Genomic DNA, 15456 nt, shown 5'->3' on the forward strand with positions numbered 1-15456 from the left:
CCCCGCCTTCGGGCTCGGCTCCTACACGGAACTCCAGTCCTCCAACCCGGCCGTACTCGCCTTCCTCCGCGAGGCCCCCTCGACAGAGGGAAACGCGGACGACCTGGTCCTGTGCGTCAACAACTTCTCCCGCTTCGCCCAGCCCACCGAGCTCGACCTGCGTGAATACGACGGGCGCCATCCCGTCGAACTCATCGGCGGGGTCCGCTTCCCGGCCATCGGTGAACTGCCCTATCTGCTCACCCTCGCAGGCCACGGCTTCTACTGGTTCCGGCTCTCCCGAGTCGCATCCCGCATCGGCCGACGACTTTGAGCGTGTGCCGGCGAAAGGACGCGTCCACCATGCAGAAGTCCGCATCCCTCAGACCGACCCGTACGGTCGTCGCCGACCCCATGGCCTCGCTGGCCGGGCTGCTGCGCGAGTGGTTGCCGCGGCAACGCTGGTTCGCGGGCAAGGACCGGCCCGTCACGGACCTCGCCCTGCTGTCCATGACCGAGCTGTTCCCGGGCTGTCTGCATCTGCTGATCCACGCCGATCACACGGGGATGCCCGCGCCCGGTGGCGCTTCCGCTCCCCCGGCCGGCGACTGCTACCAGCTCCTGCTCGGCATACGCCAGCACCTGTCCCCGCGTCTCGGCCGGGCCCTCATCGGCCGCGCGGAGCAGGGGCCGCTGGCCGGTCTGACGGTCTACGACGCGTTGCAGGACCCCCGGTCGGCGCAGCTGCTCCTGGAACGGCTCCGGCATCCGGGCACCTCGGGCCCCCTGCGTTTCGAGGCCGACCCGTCCGTGCCGGTGCCGGCGGGGCTCGCGCCGCGGGTGCTGGACGCCGAGCAGTCCAACTCCTCGCTGGTGTACGGCGACGCGTTCATCCTCAAGGTGTTCCGGCGCATCCAGCCCGGTGTGAATCCGGACCTGGAGGTGCCGGGTGCGCTGGCCGGGCAGGGCTGCCGCCGGGTTCCGGCGCCCGTGGCCTGGTTCCGGACGGCGCATCCGCAGGAGGCCACACTCGGCGTGCTCCAGCCCTTCCTGCCGGACGCGTCCGACGGCTGGACCCTGGCCCTGAACGCGCTCGCCTCCGGCGACGACTTCACGGCGGCGGCCCACGAACTGGGGCAGGCGACAGCGGAGGTGCACCTCGCGCTGGCGTCGGCGTTCCCCTCCCGGGCCCGCGCCGAGAACGGCCGTACGGCGGCGGCGATGACCGAGCGCCTGGACTCCGCCGCGCACTGCGTACCGGCGCTCCGGCCCTATGTCGCCGGCCTGCGCACCGCCTTCGGCGCGCTCGCCGCCTGCGATCCCGGACCGGCCGCCCAGCGCATCCACGGCGACCTGCACCTCGGCCAGGTGCTGCGGGCCGGGCGCGAGTGGTTCGTCATCGACTTCGAGGGCGAACCGTCCCGCCCGCTCGCCGAGCGGCGCGGTGCCCAGTCCCCGGTGCGGGACATCGCCGGCATGCTGCGCTCCTTCGACTACGCGGCCCGGCAGCGCCGCCCCTGGCGCCCGGAGTGGGCGCGCCGCTGCCGGGAGGCCTACTGCGCGGGCTATGCCGCCCGTGCCGGCTGGGACCCGCGCAAGAAACACGGTCTGCTACGTGCCTACGAGACGGACCGCGCCGTGTACGAAGTGCTGTACGAGGCCCGGCACCGACCCGACTGGCTTCCCGTACCGATGGCGGCGATCGAGCGTCTCGCCGTGAGAGGAGCCTGACTGATGGCCCTGCACGACACTTCCCTCCCCGAGCCGTCCGGACCGGGACGGTACGGCACCGCACCTCCCCTGGACCCCGCCGACCGCGGACGCCTGCTGTCGGGCGCCCACCACGACCCGCACGCGCTGCTCGGCGCCCACCCGGTCCCGGACGGCATCGCCTTCCGGGCGCTGCGCCCGTTCGCCCGTGCGGTGAGCGTCGTGATCGACGGGCAGCGCAGAGCGCTCACCTCGGAGGAGGACGGTCTCTTCTCCGGCGTACTGCCACTGGACGCCATCCCCGACGCCTACACGCTGCTGGTGTCGTACGACGACGGGGAGCACGAGGTCCACGACCCGTACCGCTTCCTCCCGGCCCTCGGTGAGCTCGACCTGCACCTCATCCGCGAGGGCCGGCACGAGCAGCTCTGGAAGGCGCTCGGCGCCGAGCCGATGACCCACCAGGGCGTGGCCGGCACCCGCTTCACCGTGTGGGCGCCGAACGCCCAGGGTGTCCGGGTCGCCGGGGACTTCACCTGCTGGGACGGGACGGCGTTCCCCATGCGGTCGCTCGGGGCGGCCGGGGTGTGGGAGCTGTTCCTCCCCGGTATCGGTGAGGGCGCGCGGTACAAGTTCGAGATCACGTCCCGGTACGGCCACCGCTTCCTGAAGGCCGACCCGATGGCCCGCGCCACGGAGGTGCCGCCCGCGACGGCGTCCGTCGTGACGTCCTCGCACTACGAGTGGGGTGACGCGGAGTGGCTGACGCGGCGCGGTGACGTTCCCGTGCACCAGGCGCCGTTCTCGGTGTACGAGGTCCATCTGGCGTCCTGGCGGCCTGGACTGACGTATCGTCAGCTTGCCGAGCAGCTCCCGGCGTACGTCAGGCAACTCGGCTTCACGCACGTCGAGCTGATGCCGGTCTCGGAGCATCCCTTCGGCGGCTCCTGGGGCTACCAGGTGACCGGCTTCTACGCCCCGACCTCGCGGCTCGGCACCCCCGACGACTTCAGGTACCTGGTCGACGCCCTGCACCGGGCCGGCCTCGGCGTGATCATGGACTGGGTGCCCGCCCATTTCCCCAAGGACGACTGGGCGTTGGCCCGGTTCGACGGGGATCCGCTGTACGAACCCGGAGACACCCGGCGGGCCGAGCATCCGGACTGGGGCACGTTCGAGTTCGACTTCGGGCGCATCGAGGTGCGCAACTTCCTGGTCGCCAACGCCGTCTACTGGTGCGAGGAGTTCCACATCGACGGGCTGCGTGTCGACGCCGTCGCCTCGATGCTCTACCTCGACTACTCGCGCGACTCCGGCCAGTGGGCGCCCAATGTGTTCGGCGGGCGCGAAGACCTGGACGCGGCGGACTTCCTGCGGGAGGTCAACGCCACGGTGTACCGGCGCGTGCCGGGCGTCGTGACGATCGCGGAGGAGTCCACGGCGTGGGACGGGGTGACCCGGCCCACCGACAGCGGCGGACTCGGGTTCGGTCTGAAGTGGAACATGGGCTGGATGCACGACTCGCTCGGTTACATCCAGCACGAGCCGATCCACCGCAAGTACCACCACAACGAGATGACCTTCTCGATGGTGTACGCGTACAGCGAGAACTACGTGCTCCCCATCTCCCACGACGAGGTCGTGCACGGCAAGCAGGCGCTGGTGTCGAAGATGCCCGGCGACTGGTGGCAGCGACGCGCCAACCACCGCGCCTACCTCGGCTTCATGTGGGCCCACCCGGGCAAGCAACTCCTCTTCATGGGCCAGGAGTTCGCGCAGGGCGCCGAGTGGTCCGAGTCCCAGGGGCCCGAATGGTGGCTGCTGGACCCGGCGTACTGCGCGGCGGGCGACCACCGCGGGATGCAGGACCTCGTCCGTGACCTCAACACCGCCTACCGTGCGGCCCCCGCCCTGTGGCAGCGGGACACCGACCCGGGCGGCTTCCGGTGGGTCGTCGGGGACGCCGCCGACGACAACGTGTTCGCCTTCCTGCGCTTCGCCGCCGACGGCACGCCACTGCTCGCGGTCTCCAACTTCTCCCCCGTGGTCCGCCACGACTACTGCCTGGGCGTCCCCGCCGACGCCGTCGCCTGGTGCGAGACCCTCAACACCGACGCGGCGTGCTACGGCGGCGGCGACGTCATCAACCCCGATCCGATCAAGCCGGAGGACGGGCGGATCGAGCTTACCCTCCCTCCCCTCGCCACGGTGTGGCTGACGCCGCTCCCCGTGTGAGGTCCCGTCTCAGAGGATGAGGACCAGGGCGTACACCAGGAAGAAGGCCGCGACCACCACGGCGAGGACGAGGATCGCTGTCAGGGGTGCCTTGGCCCAGCCCTTGGGAGGGTTGCGGGTCTCCCGCGGGCCCGCGCCGGGCATGCTGCTCTCCGCGGGCGGGGTCTCGCCCGGGGGTACCGCGCCTCCGGGTTCCAGGCCGGTGGTGCGTTCGGGTTCCGGATCGGGATTCGTGCCAGTCATGCCATCCGGGTTCCCCGAAAGCGCCGGGAGCACCAAAGCAGGTCTTCTTGTCGGTTCCCGGTACCGTCCGCTCCCACCTGGGCTAGATTCGAGCACCGCCGATAACAGAACTCATCGGTGGAGTCACACCCGGTACACAACAGGAGCAGCGCATGCGCGACTCGGCCCTCGCTCCCCCCGTGGCGCCGCCCCTCACCGGCGGGCTCGCCGACAGCCTCTTCGAGACGGCGGCCCTCGACCCCACCCGGCCGATGCTGGCGCGCCGCCCCGACGCCGCCTCCGACAGCTGGGAGGAGGTGACCGCCGTAGAGGTGCGGGACCAGGTGGTGGATCTCGCGAAAGGGCTGGTCGCGTCAGGGATCTCGCCGGGCCACCGGGTGGCCGTCATGGCCCGCACCCGGTACGAGTGGACGGTCCTCTGCTACGCGCTGTGGGCGGTGGGCGCCGAGGTCGTGCCGATCTACCCGACGTCGTCGCGCGACCAGGTCGAGTGGATCCTGCGGGACGCCGACTGTGTGGGCGTCGTGGTGGAGGACGAACAGGCGGTCATGACGGTCGGCTCGGTGTGCGGGGCACTGCCGCGGCTGCGGCATGTCTGGCAGCTGGACGCGGGGGCGCTGGAGCAGCTGGTGGGGCGGGGCGAGTTCATCCCGCTCGCCACGGTCGAGTCGCTGCGCCGGATCGTGCTGCCGGACTCCACCGCGGTCATCGCGTACACCTCCGGCACGACGGGGCATCCGATCGGGTGTGCGCTGAGCCACCGCGGGGTGGCGAGCCCGTGCGACACCCTGCTGGCGGGCTGGGGCCACACGGTGGTGCCCCCGGGAGGAGGGCAGCCCTCGGTACTCGCCTTCCTGCCGTTCTCCCATGTGTACGGCCTCATGGTGCAGGGCCTGTGCATCCGCGGCGGCATGCTGATGGGCCACGAACCCGATCTGAACGAGGCGGCGCTGTCGTCGGCGCTGCGGTCCTTCCGGCCCACGTACTTCTGTGCCGTGCCGTCGGTCTTCGAGAAGATCTACAAGAACTTCCTGCGCACCGCCCAGCAGGCGGGCCGCGGCGCGCTGTTCGAGCGGGCCGCCGACACCGCGCGGGACTTCGCCGCCGCCCTGGAACGGCACCGGCTGGGCGGCGGGCCCGGTCCCGGTTTCGATCTGCGGCTGCAGCACGCCTTGTTCGAGCGGACGGTGTACCGCAAGCTGCGCGCCGCGCTCGGCGGCCGGGTGGTCCGGGCGACGTCCGGCGGCTCGCCCCTGAACCGTGAACTCTCCCTCTTCTACGAGGGGATCGGCCTCTACGTGAACGACGGCTACGGGCTCACCGAGACCTGCGGCGGCGTCACCGCGCAGCCGGAGGGGCGGGAGATGTCGGGGACGGTCGGGCAGGCGCTGCCGGGCACGGACATCCGGGTGGCCGACGACGGGGAGATCCTGGTGCGGGGGCCGGCGGTGTTCCAGGGCTACGTCCACGACGAGGCCAGGACGCGGGCCGCGCTGCGCGGCGGCTGGCTGGCCACCGGGGACCTCGGCCGGCTGGACTCCCACGGCTATCTGACGATCACCGGCCGCAAGAAGGACGTCATCAAGACGAGCAGCGGCAAGAGCGTCTCCCCGGCCGCCCTGGAGGAGCGGCTGCGGATGCATCCCCTGATCCAGCAGGCGGTCGTCGTGGGCGACAACCGGCCCTGCGTGGGCGCCCTGATCACGCTGGATCCGGACTTCCTGGCGTACTGGCGCGGGTCCCTGTCGGTGCAGAGCGACGAGCGGAGCCGGCAGGCGCGCGAGGAGAACGCGCTGCGGGAGGAGGTCGGGCGGGCCGTGGCGGCGGCCAACAGCGTGGTGTCGCGGGCGGAGTCCATCCGGGTGTTCCGGGTGCTGGCGGAGCCGTTCGACGTGACCAACGGGCTGCTGACACCGTCGATGAAGCTGCGCCGGGACGCGATCGTGCGGCACTACGCGCTGGAGATCGACGCGATGTACCAGGCGCGCTCGCGCCTGCCGCGGCAGAGCGGGCCGGACGAGTTGGCGCAGTGGGACGACGCGGACAACGTGTTCCGCTGAGCTACTCCCCCGTGGTCAGCCGCACGGTGTTGGACCGCTCGCCGAGGACGAAGGCGCGGATCCGGTACGAGGCGTGCTGCTCGTCGGGCAGGGTGACGAGGTCGGTCGTGGTGGTGTTCGGGGCGAGGACGGCGACGGGGTCGTACCTGTCGCTGTTCCGTCTGCGGATCTCCAGGAGGAAACCGTCCTCGTCGGCGGAGCGGTCGGTCCAGGTGAAGCTGATGCCGTCCGGCAAGCCTGTCTGGAGGGGGCGGGACACGGGGCCGCGGTAGGCCCGCAGCCGGTAGTGGAAGGTCGTGTGCGGCACGAGGTCGGGGTGGCGGTAGTGCGTCACCTGCGGGGCCAGGTACCGCAGGACGGTGTAGGGACCGGCCTCCTCCGTCGCGAACTCCAGGACGTGGCCCGCGACTCCGGGCCTGGTGTCCCGCCAGTCGAGGTCGATGTCGGTGGGCGTCGCGAGGGCGCCTGCCAGTGGCTGTTCCTGCTCGGCCGAGCAGGCCGGCAGCGCCAGCGCGATCACCGCCGACGCTGCCAGGTAGGTCATCCTCCGCATCCGGCGGCCGCTTACTTGCGCCAGAAGCGGATGCCGCTCCATTCCACGGTGGCCGGCCCGGTGCCGCTGTTGGTTCGGTAGGCGCCGAGCTTGTCGTAGAAGCTGCCGCCGGGGCTCGCGTAGGTGTGCTTGAGCGAGCCGTTGATGTAGGTGCGGTGCTCGGCGCCGACCTGGTGGACGGTGTTGACGCGGACGGTCGCGCCGACGGTCCCGGCGTTGGAGAGGGTGGTGCCGCCATGGACGGCGTAGAGCCTGCCGCCGCGTTCCACGGCGAGCATGAAGTAGGGGCCGGCGGCGGATTCGTTGAAGGTCTGCTTCAGGCTGATGCGGGTGCCGCTGAGGCTGGTGATGCGGAAGTAGCCCTCGAACTGGCGGGTTCCGCCGGTGTAGGTGGCGTAGCGGCGTTCAGCCCGTTGGTCGCCGCTCGCGGTGGCGCAGGTGAGCCGGAAGGTCAGGCCGTCGGCCTGACCGCAGCCGCGTTCCTGCACGGTGTGGCCGGGTGAGACCGACTGCCAGCCGCCGGGCTCGACTTCGGCGAAGGCGTGCGGGGCGGCGAGCAGCGACGTGACGCACAGCGCCGTGGTGACGGTGAGCGTCCGCAGGCGCGCGAGCATCCTGCCTCCTGAGGGTGTGGGGGGTGACTACCGTTCACGTGAGTGAACGGCGACTCAGTATTCGCACGAGCGTCTCGGACGCTAGGTCCAGACCAATAGCCCGTCAAGACCTTGCGCGTACACGTCTTTCACTCCCGAACCGGTGTGCTTTCACGCCAGGTCGGGCAGGGTGGCCATCGACGGGTTCAGCTGCCTGCCGCACCCGGCTGGCGGAACGGCCGTGGGCGCGGTGGGATCGATGGGATGCGAAGCAGCGATCCAGGGGCAGGCGAACGACGTCAAGGCAGAACCGCCTGGAGCCGCAGGAAGGAAGATCACCGTGACACGACCCAGGATCCTGGTGGTTGGCGCAGGCTTCGCCGGTGTGGGGTGCGTTCGCCGCCTGGAGCGCAAACTCTCCACCGACGAGGCCGAGATCACCCTGGTGACGCCGTCCTCCTACCAGCTCTACCTGCCGCTGCTGCCCCAGGTCGCCTCCGGTGTGCTGACGCCGCAGTCGATCGCCCTGTCCCTGCGCCGCAGCCGCAAGTACCGCACCCGGATCATCCCGGGCGGCGCCATCGGTGTGGACCTCGCAGCCAAGGTGTGCGTCATCCGCACCATCACCGACGAGATCGTCAACGAGCCGTACGACTACATCGTGCTGGCCCCCGGCAGCATCACCCGCACCTTCGACATCCCGGGGCTGACGGACCACGCGTACGGCATGAAGACCCTCGCGGAGGCCGCCTACATCCGCGACCACGTCATCTCACAGCTGGACCTCGCCGACGCCAGCGACGACCCGGACGAACGGGCGGCGCGGCTGCAGTTCGTGGTGGTCGGCGGCGGCTACGCGGGCACCGAGACCGCCGCCTGCCTCCAGCAGCTGACCCACAACGCGGCCAAACGCTATCCGCGCCTCGACCCGCGGCTGATCCGCTGGCACCTGATCGACATCGCGCCGAAGCTGATGCCCGAGCTGGGCGACAAGCTGGGCCGCGACGCCCAGGAGATCCTGCGCCGGCGCGGCATCGACATCTCGCTGGGCGTGTCCATCGCGAAGGCCGGGCCCGACGAGGTCACCTTCACCGACGGCCGGGTCATCCCCACCCACACACTGATCTGGACCGCCGGGGTCGTCGCCAGCCCGCTCATCGGCACGCTCGGCGCCGAGACGGTGCGCGGCCGGCTGGCGGTCACCGCGGAGATGTGCCTGCCCCGCCGGGACGGTGTGTTCGCGCTCGGCGACGCCGCCGCGGTGCCCGACCGGGCCAAGGACGAGGAGGGCGCGATCTGCCCGCCCACCGCCCAGCACGCGATGCGCCAGGCCAAGCGGGTCGCCGACAACGTCATCGCGAACCTGCGCGGTCAGTCGATGCGGCCGTACGAGCACAAGGACCTCGGTCTGGTCGTCGACCTCGGCGGCCGCGACGCGGTCTCCAAGCCGCTCGGCGTCGAGCTGAAGGGCCTGCCCGCACTGGTCGTGGCCCGCGGCTACCACTGGTCGGCGCTGCGCACCAACGTCGCCAAGACCCGCGTCTTCACGAACTGGATGCTCAACGCCGTCGCCGGCGACGACTTCGTGCGCACCGGCTTCCAGGCCCGGCGGCCCACCAAGCTGAAGGACTTCGAGTTCAGCGACGCGTATCTGACGCCGGAGCAGCTGCGGGAGCGGGTGGAGGGCACCGGCGGGAAGGCGCAGTGAGGGCTGTCCCGCGGGCCTCGGGGTGATGTGTGGGAGCAGTGGGAGGGGCAGGCCGGGCGCGGCTGCGTGATCGCGTCGCCGCGCCCGATCCCGAACTGCTGCGGCTGGCCGCCGGGTTGCGGACGGTGGGCGCGATCGCCCTCGCGATCGCCCTCGCGATCGCCGTGCTGGCGCTGCTGCGGGCCGATGTGACCCATCTGGTGGCGGGGGCGATGGCGGCGATGGTCGCCACCTTCGCCATCCGGGAGCAGCAGCGCGGTGCTCAGGCCGTCACGCTCGCCCTGGGGCTGCCGGTGGCGCTGGCCGCCGTGTCGCTGGGGGCGCTGCTGCGCTCCCGGGTCGTGGCCGGTGACGTCTTCTTCGTCGTGCTCATCTTCTGCGCGGTCTACGGCCGCCGGTTCGGCGACCGCGGCACCGCGCTCGGGCTGGTCGGCTTCCAGGTCTACTTCGTGTCCCTGTTCGTCGGCGCCACCGTGTCCGGCCTGCCCGGGCTGTGCGGTGCGATCGCCGTCGCGTTCGTGTGCAGCGCGGTGGTGCGGTTCGCGATCGTGCCGGAGACACCGGCGGGGCTCCTCGACCGGCTGCGGGACGCCTTCCGCGCCCGGCTGGCCCAGCTGGTGACGGCGCAGCTCGAACTGCTCGGCGCCGGCCCGGACGAGGCCGACCGGGCCCTCACCCACCTACGCGAGGGCACCGCGCGCCTGCACGAGACGGCGTTGCTGATCCAGGGCCGGCTGGAGGAGGGGACCTCCGACGAGAGCGTGGCCCGGCTTGTGCAGCGGCGGGTCGCGGACGCCGAGATCGCTGCGGAGCGGCTCGGCCTGTTGCTGCTGACCGCGCGCAGCACCGAACGGGCGGACGCGCTCACCCTGCACCTGCCGGGCGCACCCGTGCCCTCCGGCGGCCGGCTGCCGTGCGGGACGAGACGACGGCCGCACTGCGCCGCGACCTCGATGCGCTGCGCCTGCTCGTGCTGCGCCCCGTGTCCGCGGACGGCGGCACCGCGCTGTCCCTTGTCCGCAACCGGCTCCTCGGCTACCGCGACGAGGAGAACCTGCCCGAGGCGCCGCCCGCCGTACAGGACGTCTTCCGCGGGATCGGCGAGGCCGCCCGGGCGGTCCTCGGTCTGCGCATCGCCCTCGGGGGCGCCCGGGACGAGTCGGACGACAGCCCGGCCACGGCCCGCTCGCGCGAGGAGCTGGACGCCGAGGACGTCGCCATCGACGCCGGCGAGGAGCCGGCCGAGGAGGAGACCGGGCTGCGGCGGCCCACGACGCGGGCGGCCGTGCAGGTGTCCGTGGGGTCGTCGCTGGCCATTCTGGGCGGTGAGCTGCTGTCCAGCCACCGCTGGTACTGGCCGGTGCTGACCTGCTGGATCGTGTTCCTCAACACCTCCTCCACGGGCGAGATCCTCGTCAAGGGCTACCGCCGGCTGCTGGGCACCGTGTTCGGTGTCGTGGCGGGCTTCACCGACCGCGTGCTGCGGCATCTGCAGCGCCTGGACGAGGGTGTGACCGGCCTGGCCCGGCCACTGCACGTTCCGGTCACGGCGGCGCGGGGGTGAGGTCCGCCGGCGCCCGGGTCAGACCCTGCGCCGGTGACGTCCACCAGCCGCCGCACCGGCGGGGACAACTCGCTCAGCTTCAGTGACACTCGCGGCGCGTCGGCCGTGCCCACGATCCACCGTCCGGCGGGCACGTCCAGCACTCTGGCCGTGACGTCCCGGGACCGCGCGTCACTCGACCCCCTCCCGCCGTCGTGGAACCGGTCGCCGCCCGTCCGGCTCCGATCCGGTCGGGCCGTGCCACGGTCCTCAGGTCCATCTCCGCCCCACACGCGGCGGACCCCGGTACTGGGCGGACATGTGGGTACGCGGATGCCATGACCGATGTCGTGGACTCAGACGAACTGCTGCGGCGCATCCAGCGCGCGCGGGCCTGTGCGCTGCGGGAGGAACGGACCTGGCGGGCACGGAGCGACGACCTGCGGCCGGCCGACCCGGACGGGGCCCGCGACGCAGCCGTACGGACGATGGCCTACGAGGCCGTGCTCACGGTGCTGGACGAGATCCTGACCCCGGGCAAGCACCCCGCACCACGCTGACCCCGGTCCCGGCCAATCCGCCTCCGGGGACGACTGTCGTTCACGCCGCCCGGGCACAAGCAGGCCCGCGGCGCCGATCCCGCGGCGCGGGAGGTGCCGGGTGACGCGGTGTTCCTCGGTGACGTGCCGGCGTCGGGCGGTCTCGACGACCGGCTCGCCCGCGGCCGCGTCCTGGAGCGCGCCGAGGAGCTGATGGCCGACGCCGTGCACGCCGAGCACACGTTCTTCACCACGTGCGGCAGCTCCCTGTCCTCAAGGCCGCGACGCCGGCCGTCGCGGGCCCGCACGAGAAGCTGCTGATCGGACGGGACGCCCACAAGTCCGTCGTGTCGGGGCTCATCCTGTCGGGCATCGAACCGGTCTGGGGCGAGCCCCAGTAGGCACCGAACGGCATCTCGCCCATCCCCGTCGGCCGAGGCGTTCGAGGAGACCTTCGCCGCCTGTCCCGACGCGAAGGGCGCGCTGGTCACCAGCCCGACGCCGTATGGCGGTGGCGCGGACCTGCGGGCGATCGCCTGCGATGGACGCCGTCGCCGACATCTGTGTGACGAGCATCCACAAGATGGGCAGCGGGCCGGAACAGGTGAACCTCCCCGACGCGAGCGACCCGCGGCTGGACACGGTCAGGGGGGGCGAAAACGGGCTCCGAGTGAAACCGGTCACGTACCCCGGTTATGGTTTCGCGAAATCCCCGAGATGGTTTACGGTTCACTCATACGTGGAACACGGAGTCGACCGCATCGGTCCTCCGCGCACCACCCTCTTACTGCCCTGGCTGGTCTCCCCCGTCCAGCCAGGGCTTTTCCATGCCCTCGCCATCCGGCCCCGCACGCCGAGGTGCTCACGGCGGCGGCAGCGGCTCAAATGGACACAGGGAAAGCACCGGAGACCGAAGCGTCGACGAGGAGCCCCGTGCCATGACCAAAGCGATAAAGCTGCTGACCGCCCTTCCCCCGCCCCAGCGAGAGCGCCTGATGTCCATCGCCCGGGAGGTCTCCTTCCCGGAGGACACCCGGATCTTCGAGGCTGGCGGCACGGCCGACCGCTTCTGGGTCGTCCGCTCCGGCGCCGTCTCCCTCGACCAGCGCGTGACGTCCCTGCAGCGGGTGACCGTGGCCAGCCTCGGCGCGGGCGATCTGCTCGGCTGGTCGTGGCTGTTCCCGCCGTACCAGTGGGACTTCGGCGCGGAGGCCTTCAGCCCCGTCCGCGCCTACGAGTTCGAGGCGGCGGCCGTGCTGAAGCTGTGCGAGGAGGATCCGCAGCTCGGTCTCTCACTGGTGCGGATCGTCGCCGAGATCCTCGCGCACCGGCTGGAGATGACCCGGGGCAAGCTCATGGAGCAGTACTCGACGCACCGGCGCGGCGTCCTCTAGTACACGTCAGGGGCGTTTCCCCCTGTGACAGGCGTTGCGCTGCGCGCCATCAAACTTGCACCTTTCGTTTTCTTGAACCTTTCGTGTTTCTGGGGGTAGGTTGGGTGCCATGACAGCGCCCCAGCCCCCGACCGCCGCCGAGGAACTGCGCGGTGCCGGCCTGCGGGTGACGGCCGCCCGCGTCGCGATGCTCCAGTCCGTCCGCGACGGTGACCACCTCGGCGTGGAGGCGATCGCCTCCGAGGTGCGCGAGCGCGTGGGCCACATCTCCCTCCAAGCCGTGTACGAGGCGCTCCACGCGCTGACCGCGGCGGGACTCATACGCCGTATCGAACCCCCCGGCAGCCCGGCCCTGTACGAGGGCCGTGTCGGGGACAACCACCACCACCTCGTGTGCCGGTCGTGCGGTGTCGTCGCCGACGTCGACTGCGCGGTCGGCCATACCCCGTGTCTGACCGCGGCCGACGACCGCGGCTTCTCGATCGACGAGGCCGAGGTCATCTACTGGGGCCTGTGCCCCGCCTGTTCCTGAGTATGTGATCCACCCCGTTCGGAAGGATTCCCCCAATGACTGAGAACCACGACAGCGCGGAAGCGAAGTGCCCGGTCGCGCACGACCGCGCCGCGCACCCGACGCAGGGCGGCGGAAACCGTCAGTGGTGGCCGGAGCGGCTCAACCTGAAGATCCTTGCCAAGAACCCCGCCGTGGCGAACCCGCTCGGTGAGGAGTTCGACTACGCCGAGGCCTTCAAGTCCCTCGACCTCGCGGCCGTGAAACGTGACATCGCCGAGGTGCTGACCACCTCGCAGGACTGGTGGCCCGCCGACTTCGGCAACTACGGCCCGCTGATGATCCGGATGGCCTGGCACAGCGCCGGCACCTACCGCATCAGCGACGGCCGCGGCGGCGCCGGCGCCGGCCAGCAGCGCTTCGCCCCGCTGAACAGCTGGCCGGACAACGGCAACCTCGACAAGGCCCGCCGTCTGCTGTGGCCGGTCAAGAAGAAGTACGGCCAGAGCATCTCCTGGGCCGACCTCATGATCCTCACCGGCAACGTCGCCCTGGAGCAGATGGGCTTCGAGACCTTCGGCTTCGGCGGCGGGCGCGAGGACGTCTGGGAGCCGGAGGAGGACGTCTACTGGGGCCCCGAGACCACCTGGCTCGACGACCAGCGCTACACCGGCGACCGTGAGCTGGAGAACCCGCTCGGCGCCGTCCAGATGGGCCTCATCTACGTCAACCCGGAGGGCCCCAACGGCAACCCGGACCCGATCGCCGCGGCCCGCGACATCCGTGAGACGTTCCGCCGGATGGCGATGAACGACGAGGAGACGGTCGCCCTGATCGCGGGCGGTCACACCTTCGGCAAGACCCACGGCGCCGGCCCGGCGGACAACGTCGGCGCCGACCCCGAGGCCGCCTCCATGGAGGAGCAGGGCCTGGGCTGGAAGAGTACCTACGGCACCGGCAAGGGCGGCGACGCCATCACGTCCGGCCTCGAGGTCACCTGGACCGCCACGCCGACCCAGTGGAGCAACGGGTTCTTCAAGAACCTCTTCGAGTACGAGTACGAGCTCACCCAGAGCCCGGCCGGTGCGAACCAGTGGGTGGCGAAGAACGCCGAGGCGATCATCCCCGACGCGCACGACCCGTCGAAGAAGAAGCTTCCGACGATGCTCACCACCGACCTGTCGCTGCGCTTCGACCCGATCTACGAGCCGATCGCGCGTCGCTTCTACGAGAACCCCGACCAGTTCGCGGACGCCTTCGCCCGCGCCTGGTACAAGCTGACCCACCGTGACATGGGCCCGAAGTCGCTGTACCTCGGCACCGAGGTCCCGGCGGAGACGCTGCTGTGGCAGGACCCGCTGCCGCAGGCCGGGGGCGAGGTCATCGGTGCCGAGGACGTCGCGGCCCTCAAGGCCAAGCTCCTCGACTCGGGTCTGACCGTCTCGCAGCTGGTCTCCACCGCGTGGGCGTCGGCGTCGACGTACCGCGGCAGCGACAAGCGCGGCGGCGCCAACGGTGCCCGCATCCGGCTGGAGCCGCAGCGCGGCTGGGAGGCCAACGACCCCGACCAGCTCGCGACGGTCCTGCGCACCCTCGAGGGCATCCAGGCGGAGTTCAACTCCGGCGCCAAGGAGGTGTCCCTGGCCGACCTGATCGTGCTCGGCGGTGCGGCGGCCGTGGAGAAGGCCGCGAAGGACGCCGGCCACGACGTCGAGGTGCCCTTCACCCCGGGCCGGGTCGACGCGACGGAGGAGCACACCGACGCGGAGTCGTTCGCCGCGCTGGAGCCCACCGCCGACGGTTTCCGCAACTACCAGGGCAAGGGCAACCGTCTGCCGGCCGAGTACCTGCTGCTCGACCGGGCGAACCTGCTGACGCTGAGCGCCCCCGAGCTGACGGTCCTCGTCGGTGGTCTGCGCGTCCTGGGCGCCAACCACGCCCAGTCGTCGCACGGCGTCCTCACCGAGACGCCGGGCACCCTGACGAACGACTTCTTCGTCAACCTGCTCGACCTGGGCACGACGTGGAAGTCGACGTCCGAGGACCAGACCACGTTCGAGGGCCGCGACGCGGACACCGGCGAGGTCAAGTGGACGGGCACGCGTGCCGACCTCGTCTTCGGCTCGAACTCCGAGCTGCGCGCGGTGGCCGAGGTCTACGCGAGCGATGACGCGAAGGGCAAGTTCGTGACGGACTTCGTCGCGGCGTGGGCCAAGGTCATGGACCTGGACCGCTTCGATCTCGTCTGATGATCACGGCCTGATGATCAGGACGTCCGGGCCGGCCCACGCGGGCCGGCCCGGACGTTTGCGTTTCCACGGACCAGGTCAGACGCGGTAGCGGCGCAGCGCCGGCACCGCGAGGGCATCCTGGCTGCTCGTTACATCT

The 15456-nt window shown here is 71.4% G+C and carries 12 protein-coding genes and 2 pseudogenes; 11 read left to right on the plus strand and 3 right to left on the minus strand.

Translation table 11 applies throughout. The features are described from left to right. The 3 genes from AQJ91_RS43295 to glgB form a co-directional block, all read left to right on the plus strand. Positions 1-313, plus strand: a 313-nt coding sequence (locus AQJ91_RS43295; protein ID WP_199848178.1) for an alpha-glucosidase C-terminal domain-containing protein, incomplete at its 5' end; no start/stop codon positions are given. A 29-nt stretch (positions 314-342) separates the two neighbouring features. After that, on the plus strand, positions 343-1710 hold the full coding sequence (locus AQJ91_RS43300) for a maltokinase N-terminal cap-like domain-containing protein (protein ID WP_067034086.1): 1368 nt from the start codon (positions 343-345) through the stop codon (positions 1708-1710). A 3-nt stretch (positions 1711-1713) separates the two neighbouring features. Continuing rightward, positions 1714-3924, plus strand: a complete 2211-nt coding sequence (glgB, locus tag AQJ91_RS43305) for a 1,4-alpha-glucan branching enzyme (protein ID WP_067034089.1) — start codon at positions 1714-1716, stop codon at positions 3922-3924. Between the two features lie 9 nt (positions 3925-3933). Here glgB and AQJ91_RS43310 read toward each other — a convergent pair whose 3' ends face one another. Then, positions 3934-4167 (minus strand): DUF6480 family protein, encoded by a 234-nt coding sequence (locus AQJ91_RS43310; RefSeq protein WP_067034092.1) that lies wholly within the window; start codon positions 4165-4167, stop codon positions 3934-3936. 152 nt (positions 4168-4319) lie between these two features. On the opposite strand from AQJ91_RS43310, the gene AQJ91_RS43315 reads away from it, so the two are divergent. After that, positions 4320-6227 carry an AMP-dependent synthetase/ligase gene (locus tag AQJ91_RS43315; RefSeq protein ID WP_067034095.1) on the plus strand — a complete coding sequence of 636 codons (1908 nt, stop codon included), beginning with the start codon at positions 4320-4322 and terminating at the stop codon, positions 6225-6227. Between the two features lies 1 nt (position 6228). Here the strand turns inward: AQJ91_RS43315 and AQJ91_RS43320 are convergent, their stop codons facing one another. Both AQJ91_RS43320 and AQJ91_RS43325 read right to left on the minus strand, forming a co-directional pair. Next, complete coding sequence (locus tag AQJ91_RS43320) at positions 6229-6771, minus strand: fibronectin type III domain-containing protein (protein ID WP_234383395.1); 543 nt, start codon at positions 6769-6771, stop codon at positions 6229-6231. A gap of 20 nt (positions 6772-6791) precedes the next feature. Then, positions 6792-7394 carry a hypothetical protein gene (locus AQJ91_RS43325; RefSeq protein ID WP_067034098.1) on the minus strand — a complete coding sequence of 201 codons (603 nt, stop codon included), beginning with the start codon at positions 7392-7394 and terminating at the stop codon, positions 6792-6794. 313 nt (positions 7395-7707) lie between these two features. On the opposite strand from AQJ91_RS43325, the gene AQJ91_RS43330 reads away from it, so the two are divergent. The 7 genes and pseudogenes from AQJ91_RS43330 (at position 7708) to katG (ending at position 15317) form a co-directional block, all read left to right on the plus strand. Beyond that, on the plus strand, positions 7708-9081 hold the full coding sequence (locus AQJ91_RS43330; protein WP_067034266.1) for an NAD(P)/FAD-dependent oxidoreductase: 1374 nt from the start codon (positions 7708-7710) through the stop codon (positions 9079-9081). A gap of 62 nt (positions 9082-9143) precedes the next feature. Then, a pseudogene (locus AQJ91_RS43335) lies at positions 9144-10546 on the plus strand (FUSC family protein); the annotation flags it as partial. Positions 10547-10962: 416 nt separating this feature from the next. Further along, positions 10963-11184, plus strand: a complete 222-nt coding sequence (locus tag AQJ91_RS43340; RefSeq protein WP_067034101.1) for a hypothetical protein — start codon at positions 10963-10965, stop codon at positions 11182-11184. Positions 11185-11199: 15 nt separating this feature from the next. Next, positions 11200-11767 (plus strand): annotated as a pseudogene (locus tag AQJ91_RS43345) (ornithine decarboxylase); the annotation flags it as partial. A gap of 334 nt (positions 11768-12101) precedes the next feature. Beyond that, positions 12102-12557: a cyclic nucleotide-binding domain-containing protein gene (locus AQJ91_RS43350; protein ID WP_067034104.1), complete on the plus strand. Its 456-nt coding sequence runs from the start codon at positions 12102-12104 to the stop codon at positions 12555-12557. 109 nt (positions 12558-12666) lie between these two features. Further along, positions 12667-13089: a Fur family transcriptional regulator gene (locus AQJ91_RS43355; protein ID WP_067034106.1), complete on the plus strand. Its 423-nt coding sequence runs from the start codon at positions 12667-12669 to the stop codon at positions 13087-13089. A gap of 35 nt (positions 13090-13124) precedes the next feature. Next, positions 13125-15317, plus strand: coding sequence for a catalase/peroxidase HPI (gene katG / locus AQJ91_RS43360; protein ID WP_067034109.1), 2193 nt, complete (start codon positions 13125-13127; stop codon positions 15315-15317). The last annotated feature ends 139 nt before the right edge of the window (positions 15318-15456 follow it).

This window comes from Streptomyces dysideae (genome assembly GCF_001514305.1).
GTDB classification, from domain to species: domain Bacteria; phylum Actinomycetota; class Actinomycetes; order Streptomycetales; family Streptomycetaceae; genus Streptomyces; species Streptomyces dysideae.

Excerpts from the sequence above, each read along its gene's own strand:
- AQJ91_RS43355 (WP_067034106.1), top strand. The coding sequence starts at position 12,667 with ATGACAGCGCCCCAGCCCCCGACCGCCGCCGAGGAACTGCGCGGTGCC.
- AQJ91_RS43350 (WP_067034104.1), top strand. The coding sequence starts at position 12,102 with ATGACCAAAGCGATAAAGCTGCTGACCGCCCTTCCCCCGCCCCAGCGA.
- AQJ91_RS43300 (WP_067034086.1), top strand. The coding sequence starts at position 343 with ATGCAGAAGTCCGCATCCCTCAGACCGACCCGTACGGTCGTCGCCGAC.
- AQJ91_RS43310 (WP_067034092.1), bottom strand. The coding sequence starts at position 4,167 with ATGACTGGCACGAATCCCGATCCGGAACCCGAACGCACCACCGGCCTG.
- AQJ91_RS43315 (WP_067034095.1), top strand. The coding sequence starts at position 4,320 with ATGCGCGACTCGGCCCTCGCTCCCCCCGTGGCGCCGCCCCTCACCGGC.
- AQJ91_RS43320 (WP_234383395.1), bottom strand. The coding sequence starts at position 6,771 with ATGACCTACCTGGCAGCGTCGGCGGTGATCGCGCTGGCGCTGCCGGCC.
- AQJ91_RS43340 (WP_067034101.1), top strand. The coding sequence starts at position 10,963 with ATGACCGATGTCGTGGACTCAGACGAACTGCTGCGGCGCATCCAGCGC.
- glgB (WP_067034089.1), top strand. The coding sequence starts at position 1,714 with ATGGCCCTGCACGACACTTCCCTCCCCGAGCCGTCCGGACCGGGACGG.
- katG (WP_067034109.1), top strand. The coding sequence starts at position 13,125 with ATGACTGAGAACCACGACAGCGCGGAAGCGAAGTGCCCGGTCGCGCAC.
- AQJ91_RS43325 (WP_067034098.1), bottom strand. The coding sequence starts at position 7,394 with ATGCTCGCGCGCCTGCGGACGCTCACCGTCACCACGGCGCTGTGCGTC.